The following is a 12,300-nucleotide window of genomic DNA, read 5'->3' as shown; positions in this document are numbered from 1 at the left end:
ACTAATCTATTGACTATCAAATAGACAAATACCCAAGTCATGAAAATAAAATTCGTTTTAGCCATAGGGATATTAGCTATCCTGACCTCATTTGATGGAGCAGTGAAACTATCGGTGACTGAGAAAGTCAAAGCGGTTTTTAAATCGACCCAAGAGATACGTAGTATGTCTTATGATTTCGTGAGACACGAGCGTATCAACGGCAAGATGTACGAGAATACAGCGTTCATCAAAATGCAGAAGAAGCCAACTAGAATCTACTACCGAGAGGCCTCTCCCAACAAGGGGCTAGAAGTGCTATATCCTCACCCAGAAGATGCTAGCCAAGCTTTGGTCAATCCTAACGGCTTTCCCTATGTGAATATGAAACTGGACCCTAGAGGTGATTTGATGACCAAAAACCAGCATTATTCTATTTTGGATGCGGGCTATGATGGTGTGATTTCAGTGGTGGAGTATTTGTTCTATAAATACAAGAATGAGCTCGATGAGTTAGTCGAGTACAAAGGGCTCACGCTCTATGATGGTAGAACGTGCGACCTAGTCGTGATGAAAAATCCGTCGTTTCAGTATATCAACTACCCTGTCTCGCGCGGTGAGACTGTGGCGAGTATTGCCAAAAAATACCGTCTCAGTGAGTATATGATCAAAGAGAAAAACAGAGACATGTATATGGATGAACTCCAAGAAGGCAGTGTGATCAAACTACCGACCGACTATGCTTCTAAGATGGCACTCTACATAGACGTAGATAGACGCATCCCTCTCCGTATCGATATCTACGATGAAGTAGGTCTTTTCGAGAAATACGAGTTCAAAAACGTGACGCTCAACCCTGGATTTAAAGAGGTAGAGTTTCTAGATACTTTTGAGGGGTATAGTTTTAACTAAACGGCTGCCAATTGGCGATCTGTTGCACAAACTCCATCAATACCGACGGGCGGATGAGCACACTAAAGATCAGACCGAAGACTGCCCCGAACAAGTGGGCGTTATGATTGACGTTGTCTGACATGTTTTTCCCTTTCATGTACGAATATATTAGGTACAGTGCGCCGAGTATAAACCCCGGGATACAGACGAAACCATAGAGGCAGATCGGGTTGATCGGGAAGAATAGAATACTGCTAAAGACCATGGCCGATACGCCACCAGATGCGCCGAGAGAGTTGTAGTTGATATTGCCTCGGTGCTTGATTAGTGAAGGAAGATCAGAAACAATGATGGCGAGTATGTAGAATCCGATGAAGTAAAGACTCCCCGCCGAACCCTTGATGGAGACAAAAATCTGCTCCACAAACCGCCCAAAGAAGTAGAAAGTAAACATGTTGAAACCGAGGTGTACCCAGTTCGAATGGACAAAACCTGAACTAATCAGTCTATACCACTGCTTGTTCTGTTCGATGTGTACAGGGTTGAACATGAGGCGGTATTGTAGCGAAGGGTTCTGGAATCCAAAATAGCTGATACCTACCGTGATGACTATGAGAATAAGAGTGATCGACATGAATGTTTATATTTTGGTCCCCTTTACGAGAAGGGTAGATTGTATGGATGCTTCTTTGAGATGGATGTATTGTAGACGGCTATCGTCGCGGAGGTATTCGTCCAGTTTTTCTTGACTATCGAAGGATAGAAAGTGAATTTCGTAAGGTTGATTTTCCTCTCCAGAGACAAAACTCTCTACAGTGGGTCTGATACGCTGAATTATTTTGCCTGTGTACTTTTCCATCAATGGGATGACATGATTTTCAAATTCTTGAAATTCTTGCTCCTTGCCTGCTTTGATGTAGATGAGTTGCGTGATGTATATCATAGGACTAGTGATCTCTTGCGATCAGTGCTTGTGTAAAAGCCTTGAGGGGATCTAAGTTCAAGGTATCGGCATCTAGCTCGTCGAGTTGTTTAAATCCTAATTCAAAGTAATGATTCATTTTGGTCTCAGCGATCGCGTGGATGTCGAGTTGTGCATAGATTTCTTTGATGGCAGTGACTTTTTCTTGTGCATCAAAATCTTCTAGTGCTAGCCAGTACTTCAATTTTTCGGCAGTTTCTCCGTCTGCCTTTTCGATGGCCTTTAGGAGCAGAAAGGTTTTTTTATTGGCGATGATATCGCCCCCGACCTGCTTGCCAAACTTGTCTGCATCACCATAGACGTCTAGGATGTCATCCTTGAGCTGAAAGCCTATGCCTATGTTGACCCCAAAGTCTCTGAGATGGATCGCTTCTTCTTTGGTCATCCCAGCGAGTAGTCCGCCTAGTTCTAGCGAATATCCGAGGAGTACAGCAGTTTTGAGCCTGATCATCTTGATATAGGCTGCCTCGGTCACTGTCGGTAATGCTTCGAAATCCATGTCGAACTGTTGTCCTTCGCAGACCTCTATCGCACACTTGTTGAAGAGACGGACGATGTATTTGAAATCCTCGTGCTCCGCCTCCAGTAGGAGGTCATACGCCATGATCATGAGCGCATCGCCGGACAGAATAGCAACATCCTTGTTCCACTTTTTGTAGACCGTTTCGCGACCTCTTCGAAGTGGCGCTTCGTCCATGATGTCATCATGGATGAGAGTAAAATTGTGAAATAACTCGATCGATAGAGCTGGCACTATGATCTTTTCCCAATCGGATTTTTTGATCAAATAGGCCATGATCGCTAGGATGGGGCGCATCCTTTTGCCTCCCAAATCTAGCGTGTAGGCAAGTGGCGCATATAGCGCTGTGGGTTGCTTATCAAAATCAATCTGGGCAATGGCCTCATTCAATTTCTTTTGATAAGCTTTTATTTCTTCAGTCATCTAATTCAACAAACTCTAAGTCAATCGTACGGCGATTTATATCTGTGGCAACTACCATTACCGTCACTTTATCGCCCAAAGTAAATACTCTTTTATTGCGTTTGCCAATCATGCAATAGTTCTTTTCGTCGAACTCGTAGAAGTCGTCCGTCATGCTGGCAGCACGTACCATGCCCTCGCACTTGGTCTCGGTGATCTCCACGAATATGCCGAACTCCGTCACGCCAGAGATTACCCCTTCGAATGGTTTGTTTTCGACAGATTGCATGAACTCTACTTGCTTGAATTTGATCGAAGCGCGCTCTGCGTCAGAGGCACGTTTTTCTCGTTCGGAGGTGTGTCTACAGATTTCTTTGTATTCCTCAGCTTTAGGAGATTTTTTCTTGGATAGATAGTGCTGAAGTAGCCGGTGAACCATCACGTCAGGGTATCTCCGTATCGGAGAGGTAAAGTGCGTATAGTGGTCGAAAGCCAGTCCGAAGTGGCCTTTGGGGTCTGTGATATAGACCGCCTTGGACATGGAGCGAATCGCGAGAGACTCTAGTACATTCTGCTCTGGTTTGCCTTGGATGTCGTCCATCAGCTTGTTGAGTGCGGAGGATACATCATGATTGATGCCTGTAACCTTATGACCGAATTTCACGGCGAATTTGGTAAAGCTTTCCAACTTGTCGGGGTTAGGGTTGTCGTGCGTTCTGTAGACGAACGTGTCCTTGCCGCCATTGAGATTGAAAACATACTCTGCTACGTGTTTGTTGGCGAGTAACATAAACTCTTCCACAAGCTTGTGTGCATCTTTTCTTTCCTTCGGGATGATGCCAAGCGGTTTGCCATTTTCATCGAGTTTGAATTTGACCTCTACTGTTTCGAAGTTGATAGCGCCTTTGTCAAAGCGTTTCTTTTTGAATTTTTTAGCTAGTCCGTTGAGGAGGTTGATTTCTTCATGGAAGTCTCCTTCGCCACTTTCTATTCGCTCTTGGGCTTCTTCGTAGGTGAACCTGCGATCAGAGTATGTGACGGTGCGTCCAAACCATTTTTTCTTGATATTGGCGTTATCATCGATTTCGAATACAGCGGAGAATGTGAGTTTCTCCTCATATGGTCTCAGTGAGCAGACGCCGTTGGATAGCTTTTCTGGGAGCATGGGTATCGTACGATCTACGAGGTAGACGGACGTGGCACGGTTGATGGCCTCCTCATCGAGGGTGCTGCCTGGCTGTACATAGTGGGAGACATCTGCGATGTGCACACCGATTTCATGGTTGCCATTTTTTAGTTTTTGGATGGAAATCGCATCATCAAAATCTTTGGCATCATCTGGATCTATCGTAAAGGTCGTAATGTCTCTAAAATCCTGTCTCTTTTTGATTTCCTCCTTGGTGATCTCTGTATCGATGGCTTCAGCAGCTTTTTCGACGTTTTTAGGAAATTCGAAAGGCAGTTCGAACTCTGCCATGATGGAGTGAATTTCTGCTTCGTTCTCTCCCGCTTTGCCCAGAACTTTGGTCACTAGGCCGACGGGGTTTTTGGCTTTTCCCCCGTGCCATTCTTTGATTTTGACAAGTACTTTGTCATCAGTTTTGGCCTTACCTATTTTCTCTGGGTAGACGAATATGTCGACATAGATTTTTCTATTGTCTGGGACGACAAAGGCGTATTTGGGCAGTACTTCTATTTTTCCGACGAACTCATTTCGAGCACGTTCGATGATTTTGATGACTTTTCCTTCTGGTTTAGAACCTCTACTGGCTCCTCTTTTGAATTTGATCTCTACACGATCACCATCGATGGCGTTCATGAGGTCTTCACTTTTGACCCAGACATCATCGATTTCTTCATCGGTATCATTGTCCAGTACCACGTATGCGAAGCGTTTGTTGACATGATCTACTCTACCGACTAGGCCGCTACTTGCTGCTGCACTAGCTGGATCGGTATTCACGAAATGTCCGTTTTGCAGTTGTTTGAGTAGGCCTTCATGCTCGAGTTCGAGGAGGAAGGTCATGGTTTCTCTTCTACTGTTCTTATCGCGGATACCCGCTTTTGCAAAGATCTGTTTGACCGAGAGACTGTTGTCTCCTTGTGCTTCAAATAGTTCTTGGATAGTTCTTCTGATTGCCGGTACGTTGGGGTTTCTTCCATTAGGGGAAGATTTTCGTAGGCTTTTTTTCTTTTTTGCCATAAGGGCTGTTGTATATAATTATAGGTAAATCTAATCAGCTTGCCACACAATGCTTTAATATTTCAAGGGAATGTGGATTCCACCAAATCTTTCTATTTTTGGGACTCAAATTCCAACTATTATGAAATCACTGATCTTGACCTTCTTCTTATCATTGAGTTTGCATTTAGGTGTTCATGCACAATACATGGAGATGGAAGACCCCGAAAAGCAACATGCCGTAAGAAAAGTGGAACAATATAGTAAACTGAAACGAACGGGATTTACAATGTTGGGTGGTGGTGTATTAGCCAGTCTAATAGGTGCAGGGCTGATCGCCAGCTCAGATTGGGAAAAAGATCCCTATACTGGACAGTACTATACGGATAGTTCGAACGCAGGTTACGGCATTATTGCTATAGTTTATGCTGGGATTCCTTTGATAGCAGGAGGCACGACGCTGGCCATCATTGGTAACTATAAGGAAAAGTCCTATATGCGTAAACTGGATAATCTCAGTGCTTCTTATTTCAACAAGCAAGGAGCACATGGGATGCGGTTGACTTATGCCTTTTAGGTCACTTCAGTAATCTTCTCTTCTGGAATAATTTCTAGCCCTTTCATTTTTAGAAAAACCTGAACGGTAGCGATCACATCACGGTTGCAGTAGTGTCCGATACGTTTTAGGTCATGATCTTCGTAGTAGACTCTATTGACATCACTACCGTCTATGTCGCCTTTTGGAGAGGGGATATCAAAAACTTTGGTGAGTAAATCTAGGGAAGTGTAGCTTTTCCAGTCCCCAAACTTCCACATCTGTAGTGTATCCAGATGCTGTACCTCCCAAGGTTTTTTTCCTGATAGTTCTAGATAAAGTGGCAGTTGTAACTGATGGATGAGCATGCGTCGGGAGAGATAAGGGAAGTCAAATTCTTTTCCGTTATGCGCACAGAGTTGGATTTTGCTCTGGTCCATGGATGAAAATAGTTCTATGAAAGTCTCTAATAGTTCATGTTCGTTTTCGGAGGTTAATGCCTTCACACGGAAGTTGAGTTGACCCTCTTTGTCGTGGTAGAGCATACCTACCGAGATACAAATGATTTTGCCAAACTCGGCATAGATGCCTGCACGTTCGAAGTAGAAAGCTTCCAGGTCGTAATCCTGGTTACGGTTGAGCTGATCAGCTTTCCGAACCCAGAGTTCTTGGAGTTTCTCGTCCAAGTTGCCAAAATTATCAGCAGCAGAGGCGGTTTCTATATCTAGGAAGATGATGTTTTGGTGGTTGGTTAGTTTCTGCATGGGTTTAGGCTTGTTGTGATTTTTTGGTCCAATATCTAACTAGTCCTGCGACACTCATCCAAGTAGGGTTAGCCGCTTCATATTGGTCGATTTCTACCTGCGAGAGACCAGCAGCTTTGAGCTGGTTAGTCGTGTAGGTCTGAAATAGAGGAATGATTTGTTCGTTGGTCAGACCTTCTTTCCATTTGTCGTGAATGAACTCCGACCAGCTCATGAGTACTTTGTGTAGGGTTCCCAGATGCTCTTCGGGATTCTCTATGTAGGAGAAGTGTGTCAGATAGAGCCGTTTGGGTTTCTGTCGACTGATAATAGCAATAGAATCGATCCAGTCCTCGATGTTGATATCTGGTGGAGGACAGGGAGGCTGTACGGGACCGTTACCGATTTTGACGCCCGCGACATCTCCTGTGAATATATTATCTCCTAGTTGCCACGCGATGTGGTGTTTGGCATGTCCAGGTGTGTGTAGGCTTTTGATTTGTGTATCTCCGAATTGAAGCATTTCGTCATGGTCTACTTCTACCAATTGTGATTTAGCGATGGGTTTCATCTCTCCCCAAAGGCTGTCCATCTGATCCTGATAGATTTGGCGTGCTGATGCCATGAGACGATTGGGATCTTCTATGTTTCTAGCGCCAAATGGATGAACATAGATTTTGGCTCCTGTCTCAGCAAATGCCCATGCTGCACCCGCATGGTCTAAATGAATATGGGTGAGTAGGACGTGTTTGATGTCTTCTAGTCGAAAGCCTTTTGCCTCAATGGCTTGTTTTAAAACAGGAAAAGTAGAATGTGGCCCAGTCTCGATTAGTATTGGCCCATCCGTGGTAGGGATTAGATAGGCTGCTATAGCGTGATCTAGATTTTTGAACTGGAGGTCTATGATGTCTATTGGGATCATTGAGATACTTGTTTATGTTAATATACAGATATGGATCAAGCCTGAAAAGGGGCAGCCTAAATTTCCATGTAAGAGAAGTAGGTTTTTGGTTTTTTTTGTAACTTATAGTCACACGATTACCTACGCGTATGGCACTAGTGAAGTTTATGAATCTCTCTTTAGAAGACAAGATTCAACATTTGTATGAGAATGCTAGTTTTGTAACTGATATTCGATACTACCAGTACAAGATCAATTTGTTTTTACTAGAAGGGGTATATTATGAGGTATTTGTGTTTCACAAAGATGTTCAAATCAAAAAAATCACACCTCTGAACTACCAGAGCAGTACGATAGGTTTTTATCTCGATCAGATCAAATTACCACAATGGGTTTAGGCTCTGATATCCAACCGTCTTGCCAAATCTTGAATTGCATTTTCTTCCTCTTCTGAGATGCCATCTGCAATGTTTGCAAAGAGATACATAGTCTCTAGTACAAACTCTTGATCTAATGGACTCTCTTTAATACTATGATGTAGAGCGTTGAGGAATTTTTTCTTCCATTTGTCTACATTATCTAGAAGATACCGAATCTCTGTGCGAAAGGATAATGCTATCATGTCCCGGTCGTCATTCGGGGATTTTACGAATTCAGCGGCAAGTCCTCTAGTCGCCATGATGATGCCGTCCCACTCTTCTCTATCTAACACTCCATCGCTCATGCAGACGAGTAGTGCTGGGTAGAGTTTGGTAAGGTAGACGAACTGATCTTTGGGGATATTGATTCTACGATTGTGAATGTACTCTTTGTAGAGTTGGTGAATTTGCTCGTCCATGTAACTGTTGATTTGAGCATAAATTAATTAAAATCACCATTATTACGTTTGTATAGCGGGTTTATTCGACGGATGCGGTCAGGCTGTCTACCAGTGGCACCATTTGCAAGTAGCGGTCGTACCGGTAGAGAATGTCTTCTACGTATTCGACAGGCTCACTACCTCGGCAGTACCCAAAGGTGACGACTGGATCTTCGAAGTATTTTTTCTTTGATTTGAGTTTTAAATACTTCGCTACATTTCCATCCCAAAGGAGGGTGTCAGCACCATATTTTCTAGCTAGTTTGACAGCATCTCGGACATGTCCATCTCCTACGTTGAAGGAGCCTAGGACAAATTTGACACGTTCGTCAGGGTTTGGAATCTTGTACCACTTTTCCTCTAGCCATAATAGGTGATCCGTGCCTGCTTTGAGGTTTTGGTTCGGATCAAACAAATTAGATACACCGTAAGCGGCTCCAGTTCGAGGCATGATCTGTAATAGGCCGCGGGCACCTATCCATGATTTGGCACTTGGATCGAAGCGTGACTCTTTAGAAATCTGTGCTGCTAATAGTCTCCAGTCCCAGTTGATTTTATCGGCGTAGTGCTTAATCAGGCTATCGTAAGGAGATAGATTATCACTATCTGTAGAGTAGTAGGCGCTGTTGACGATGACTTTATTGACAGAGTAGTTTTTATAGTACTTGTCATAGAGTGCATAGTAGTCATTGGTTTTTTTCATTTTGACTAGCCAGTCGTTGATACTTTTTAGGAGTTCGGGAGAAGTTTTTCTCACACCCCATGCTATTTCTTGTGGGAAACTCACAGCGGTCTCCACATCGAGTATAGAATGATATCTGGCACTGACTTGGGCAATATCTTCGTCTGCTACTGTATAGGCGATTTCTCCGTTTGCTACCATCTCGATGATGGATTCTGTTTCCAAATCTTCTGTTTCTATGACGATTTTGATATCTCCTCCGATTTCATTCGATAGGTTTTTTAATCTAGGGATGTATGAAGAATTTGGCCTAACGTGTATGGTCTTGTCTTTGAGTTCAACAGGGTTTCTAATCAGCGTTTTTTCAATTTCATGTAGTTTCATGTCTCGCCAGTTGGCAGGCTTGCGCTGTACGAGCATTTGTCTAACGAGGTGCAGTGGTTCGGTGAAATCGATGTGTTTTTTTCGTCCTGAGGTGATGGTTAGGTTACGAGCGATGACGTCTCCTTCCCCTTTGTTTAGTTTTTGAAAACTTTCTGCTATGTCTCTTGTGATGTTGAATTTGAGCTCTACGCCTATGGAACTAGCGAACAATGACATGAGGTCATATTCATACCCCATGGGTTCGCCTCGGTATAGGAACATTCCGCTAGAGCTGTTCTCTACGATGGCTGTGAGATAGCCTCGCTCCTTGATTGCAGCTAGATCGAATGCTATAGCCCCATCGGGATCAATCTCTTGGATTTCCAAATCGGTGGACTGATTGTTAGGACTTTGGCAGCCCAAAAAGAACAGGAAAAATAGAGGTAGAAGGGGTATAAAGTTAAATTTCATATATCAGTGAAAGGTTGAAGTTTATGGGACAATAAACTTACAGGTAGCCTAAAGGTACTGATTTATAAAGGATTTGATAAAGTCTATACTCTCAATTTTATTTTCAAGGAATCCGTTGTGGCCAGCTTTGGGTAAAATAATGGAATCTCCTTGCGGGATCAGATCTATCATTTGTTGGGATGTTTCTAGCCGTACTGCCATATCTCGTTCTCCTGCTATGACAAATACAGGCGTGTCCGACGTGGCTAGAATAGAGGTGCGGTCAGGCCGGTGTTTCATGGCCATCGCATAACCAATGACACTTTTGGCGGGAGTCTTGCAGGCTGCTTGTTTGATCTCTTCGATTTCATTGGCTAGCCGTTGGCGATTTTCAGGCGCGAATAGACCGTCCACGAATGAGTTCATAAAGCTTTCTACACCATGGTCGAGAATATATTCTTTGACTTTGTCTCGGACTTTCTTTTTTTCTTCATCGTCGGCATAAGTAGAGGATGAAAACAAGCCGAACCCCAAGATGCTGTCAGCATAATTGTCTGCTAAGGATAGTGCTACATATCCTCCGAGTGAGTGACCGATGACGAAGTATTCGTCGATCCCATTCATAGAGAGTTCTTCATGTACGAGATCTGCAATGTCGTCAATACTAAAATCTTCTATGGTTAGTGAGGAAGAACCATGACCTGGGAGGTCTACTAAAGCTATTTCATAGTGTTCGGATAGTGCTTCGGCATAGTCTTTCCAGATTGCATGCGTTTCACAATACCCATGAAGGAAAACGATACTCGTTCCAGAACCAGATATTTTGATATTCATGGTTTAAGCAGGGACGGTGTCTAACATTTTTTTGGCAGATAGGTAAAGCCCTTCTGGATCAAATCCGCAATCGCGCTGTAGTTCGAGTTGCGTACCGTGCTCAATGATTTCATCGGGTATTCCGAGTCTCACGACTTTGGATTGATAGCCATGGTCTACCATGAACTCTAAGATCGCCGAGCCAAATCCACCTTGCAAAGATCCATCTTCTACGGTGATGACATGGCTGTGCTTTTGGAATATTTCGTGGAGGAGTTTTTCATCCAAAGGTTTGACGAATCGCATATCATAGTGCGCTGCAGCAATATCTTCTTGGGAGAGACGCTGAGTAGCTTCTATGGCGTAGTTGCCCACATGTCCGAAAGTTAGATAAGCTAGTTCGTCACCATCTTTTATTTTTTGACCTTTGCCGATTTCTATCTTTTCGAAAGCAGACTTCCATACTGGCATCACACCATTGCCCCTCGGGTATCTGATCGAGATAGGTCTAGCATTCTCTGGCAACTGAGAACTATACATCATGTTGCGGAGTTCTTTTTCATTCATTGGAGCGCAGATGACCATGTTAGGAATGCATCTAAAATAGGCAATATCATAGCATCCGTGGTGGGTAGGTCCGTCAGCGCCTGCAAACCCTGCTCTGTCGAGACAGAAGACCACGTGTAGGTTTTGGATGGCTACATCATGAATGACCTGATCATAGGCGCGCTGCATAAAGGTCGAGTAGATGTTACAGAACGGAACTAAACCTTGTGTTGCAAGGCCTGCAGAGAAGGTCACGGCATGTTGTTCTGCAATACCTACGTCAAAGGCACGTTCTGGCATAGCCTTCATCATGATATTGAGTGATGACCCAGAAGGCATGGCTGGAGTCACTCCCATGATTTTGTCATTGGTCTCCGCCAACTCCACGAGCGTATGCCCAAAAACCTCTTGGTATTTGGGTGGCTGTGGTGTCTCGTACACTTTTTTGTATATCTCACCAGTGAGTTTGTCGAAGGTACCAGGTGCATGCCACTTGGTTTGGTCTTTTTCGGCGAGTGAGTAGCCTTTTCCTTTTTTGGTGAGGACATGTAGGATTTTGGGTCCTTTGATGTCTTTCAGGTCTTTTAGGACGCTGACCATGTGGTTGACATCATGACCATCGACCGGTCCAAAATATCTTAGATTGAGAGATTCAAAGAGGTTACTTTGTTTGAGCAAAAACGATTTGATACTGCTTTCAAAGTTCGCAGCGATCTCTCTGGCATTTGGGCCGAACTTACTGATTTTACCAAGGACTTTCCACGCTTCGTCCCGTAGTTTGTTGTAAGTGTGAGAGGTAGTGATGTCTGTCAGGTAGTCTCTAAGTGCACCGACATTAGGATCGATAGACATGCAGTTATCATTGAGTATGATGAGCAGGTTGGAGTTAGAAACTCCAGCGTGGTTCATCGCTTCGAATGCCATTCCTCCTGTCATCGCACCATCGCCTATGACGGCTATGTGATGCTTGTCTGTCTCGTTTTTGTAGAATGAAGCTTCGGCCATGCCTAGTGCTGCGGAGATAGAGGTAGAAGAGTGCCCTACGCCAAAGGCATCATATTCGCTTTCTTTTCTTTTTGGGAATCCCGACAGACCGCCATATACGCGGTTGGTATGAAAATTTTCTTTTCGCCCTGTCAGTATTTTATGTCCATAGGCCTGATGCCCAACATCCCAGATGAGCTGATCCACCGGCGTGTTGAATACGTGGTGCAGTGCGACGGTGAGTTCTACCACGCCCAAACTTGCCCCAAAATGTCCGCCATAAACCGAAACCGTATCGATGATATACTGGCGCAATTCTGACGATAACTGCACCAATTGGACAGCATCTAGGTCTTTCATGTCGTCAGGTGTATCGATTCCTGCTAACAACTTTCCCGGCTCTACTTGCATGACTTTAAATCTAAGATGATAAAACCAAAGCGCCAAAAATGTACCTTATATTGG

General features: G+C 44.0%; 13 protein-coding genes. 3 read left to right on the top strand and 10 right to left on the bottom strand.

The features are described from left to right. The first annotated feature begins 39 nt into the window (after positions 1-39). A complete protein-coding gene (locus BUB99_RS08520) occupies positions 40-891 on the top strand; it encodes a DUF1571 domain-containing protein (protein ID WP_073121468.1) in 852 nt (283 codons plus the stop codon). Here BUB99_RS08520 and BUB99_RS08515 read toward each other — a convergent pair. From BUB99_RS08515 to rnr, 4 genes are read right to left on the bottom strand one after another with little or no spacing between them, the layout of a single operon-like run. Further along, the gene (locus BUB99_RS08515; RefSeq protein ID WP_073121466.1) at positions 884-1,507 is read right to left on the bottom strand and encodes a rhomboid family intramembrane serine protease; all 624 of its coding nucleotides are present in this window, start codon (positions 1,505-1,507) and stop codon (positions 884-886) included. The genes BUB99_RS08520 and BUB99_RS08515 overlap by 8 nt on opposite strands. A 6-nt stretch (positions 1,508-1,513) precedes the next feature. Next, on the bottom strand, positions 1,514-1,816 hold the full coding sequence (locus tag BUB99_RS08510) for a DUF1330 domain-containing protein (RefSeq protein WP_073121464.1): 303 nt from the start codon (positions 1,814-1,816) through the stop codon (positions 1,514-1,516). 4 nt (positions 1,817-1,820) lie between these two features. Beyond that, positions 1,821-2,798, bottom strand: coding sequence for a polyprenyl synthetase family protein (locus BUB99_RS08505; RefSeq protein WP_073121462.1), 978 nt, complete (start codon positions 2,796-2,798; stop codon positions 1,821-1,823). Continuing rightward, on the bottom strand, positions 2,791-4,980 hold the full coding sequence (gene rnr, locus BUB99_RS08500) for a ribonuclease R (RefSeq protein WP_073121461.1): 2,190 nt from the start codon (positions 4,978-4,980) through the stop codon (positions 2,791-2,793). Before rnr ends, BUB99_RS08505 begins: the two co-directional genes overlap by 8 nt. A 121-nt stretch (positions 4,981-5,101) precedes the next feature. Between rnr and BUB99_RS08495 the strand changes: the two genes are divergently transcribed. Then, positions 5,102-5,536, top strand: a complete 435-nt coding sequence (locus tag BUB99_RS08495) for a hypothetical protein (protein WP_073121459.1) — start codon at positions 5,102-5,104, stop codon at positions 5,534-5,536. Here BUB99_RS08495 and BUB99_RS08490 read toward each other — a convergent pair. After that, positions 5,533-6,258: a 3'-5' exonuclease gene (locus tag BUB99_RS08490; protein WP_073121457.1), complete on the bottom strand. Its 726-nt coding sequence runs from the start codon at positions 6,256-6,258 to the stop codon at positions 5,533-5,535. The two genes, BUB99_RS08495 and BUB99_RS08490, sit on opposite strands and share 4 nt — an antisense overlap. 4 nt (positions 6,259-6,262) lie before the next feature. Then, a complete protein-coding gene (locus tag BUB99_RS08485) occupies positions 6,263-7,159 on the bottom strand; it encodes an MBL fold metallo-hydrolase (RefSeq protein ID WP_073121455.1) in 897 nt (298 codons plus the stop codon). Between the two features lie 128 nt (positions 7,160-7,287). Here BUB99_RS08485 and BUB99_RS08480 point away from each other — a divergent pair, with 128 nt between their 5' ends. Further along, positions 7,288-7,536 carry a hypothetical protein gene (locus BUB99_RS08480; RefSeq protein WP_073121453.1) on the top strand — a complete coding sequence of 83 codons (249 nt, stop codon included), beginning with the start codon at positions 7,288-7,290 and terminating at the stop codon, positions 7,534-7,536. On the opposite strand, the gene BUB99_RS08475 is transcribed toward BUB99_RS08480, so the two are convergent. The 4 genes from BUB99_RS08475 to dxs all read right to left on the bottom strand — a co-directional run bounded on the left by BUB99_RS08475 (position 7,533) and on the right by dxs (position 12,246). Further along, entirely contained in the window at positions 7,533-7,976 is a 444-nt protein-coding gene (locus tag BUB99_RS08475) for a tellurite resistance TerB family protein (RefSeq protein WP_073121451.1), read from the bottom strand. The genes BUB99_RS08480 and BUB99_RS08475 overlap by 4 nt on opposite strands. Before the next feature lie 61 nt (positions 7,977-8,037). After that, a complete protein-coding gene (locus BUB99_RS08470) occupies positions 8,038-9,513 on the bottom strand; it encodes an MltF family protein (protein ID WP_073121450.1) in 1,476 nt (491 codons plus the stop codon). Between the two features lie 48 nt (positions 9,514-9,561). Beyond that, on the bottom strand, positions 9,562-10,326 hold the full coding sequence (locus BUB99_RS08465; protein WP_073121448.1) for an alpha/beta fold hydrolase: 765 nt from the start codon (positions 10,324-10,326) through the stop codon (positions 9,562-9,564). A gap of 3 nt (positions 10,327-10,329) precedes the next feature. Continuing rightward, positions 10,330-12,246: a 1-deoxy-D-xylulose-5-phosphate synthase gene (gene dxs, locus BUB99_RS08460; RefSeq protein WP_073121446.1), complete on the bottom strand. Its 1,917-nt coding sequence runs from the start codon at positions 12,244-12,246 to the stop codon at positions 10,330-10,332. Positions 12,247-12,300: the final 54 nt, after the last annotated feature.

It is taken from the genome of Reichenbachiella agariperforans (genome assembly GCF_900142205.1).
Taxonomy (GTDB): domain Bacteria; phylum Bacteroidota; class Bacteroidia; order Cytophagales; family Cyclobacteriaceae; genus Reichenbachiella; species Reichenbachiella agariperforans.
This window is presented reverse-complemented; position numbering and strand designations above follow the sequence as displayed.

Bases quoted from the DNA above. Each gene is read 5' to 3' on its own strand.
- BUB99_RS08490 (WP_073121457.1), bottom strand. From the start codon at position 6,258: ATGCAGAAACTAACCAACCACCAAAACATCATCTTCCTAGATATAGAA.
- BUB99_RS08520 (WP_073121468.1), top strand. From the start codon at position 40: ATGAAAATAAAATTCGTTTTAGCCATAGGGATATTAGCTATCCTGACC.
- BUB99_RS08510 (WP_073121464.1), bottom strand. From the start codon at position 1,816: ATGATATACATCACGCAACTCATCTACATCAAAGCAGGCAAGGAGCAA.
- BUB99_RS08465 (WP_073121448.1), bottom strand. From the start codon at position 10,326: ATGAATATCAAAATATCTGGTTCTGGAACGAGTATCGTTTTCCTTCAT.
- BUB99_RS08480 (WP_073121453.1), top strand. From the start codon at position 7,288: ATGGCACTAGTGAAGTTTATGAATCTCTCTTTAGAAGACAAGATTCAA.
- BUB99_RS08515 (WP_073121466.1), bottom strand. From the start codon at position 1,507: ATGTCGATCACTCTTATTCTCATAGTCATCACGGTAGGTATCAGCTAT.
- rnr (WP_073121461.1), bottom strand. From the start codon at position 4,980: ATGGCAAAAAAGAAAAAAAGCCTACGAAAATCTTCCCCTAATGGAAGA.
- BUB99_RS08495 (WP_073121459.1), top strand. From the start codon at position 5,102: ATGAAATCACTGATCTTGACCTTCTTCTTATCATTGAGTTTGCATTTA.
- BUB99_RS08470 (WP_073121450.1), bottom strand. From the start codon at position 9,513: ATGAAATTTAACTTTATACCCCTTCTACCTCTATTTTTCCTGTTCTTT.
- BUB99_RS08485 (WP_073121455.1), bottom strand. From the start codon at position 7,159: ATGATCCCAATAGACATCATAGACCTCCAGTTCAAAAATCTAGATCAC.
- BUB99_RS08475 (WP_073121451.1), bottom strand. From the start codon at position 7,976: ATGGACGAGCAAATTCACCAACTCTACAAAGAGTACATTCACAATCGT.
- BUB99_RS08505 (WP_073121462.1), bottom strand. From the start codon at position 2,798: ATGACTGAAGAAATAAAAGCTTATCAAAAGAAATTGAATGAGGCCATT.
- dxs (WP_073121446.1), bottom strand. From the start codon at position 12,246: ATGCAAGTAGAGCCGGGAAAGTTGTTAGCAGGAATCGATACACCTGAC.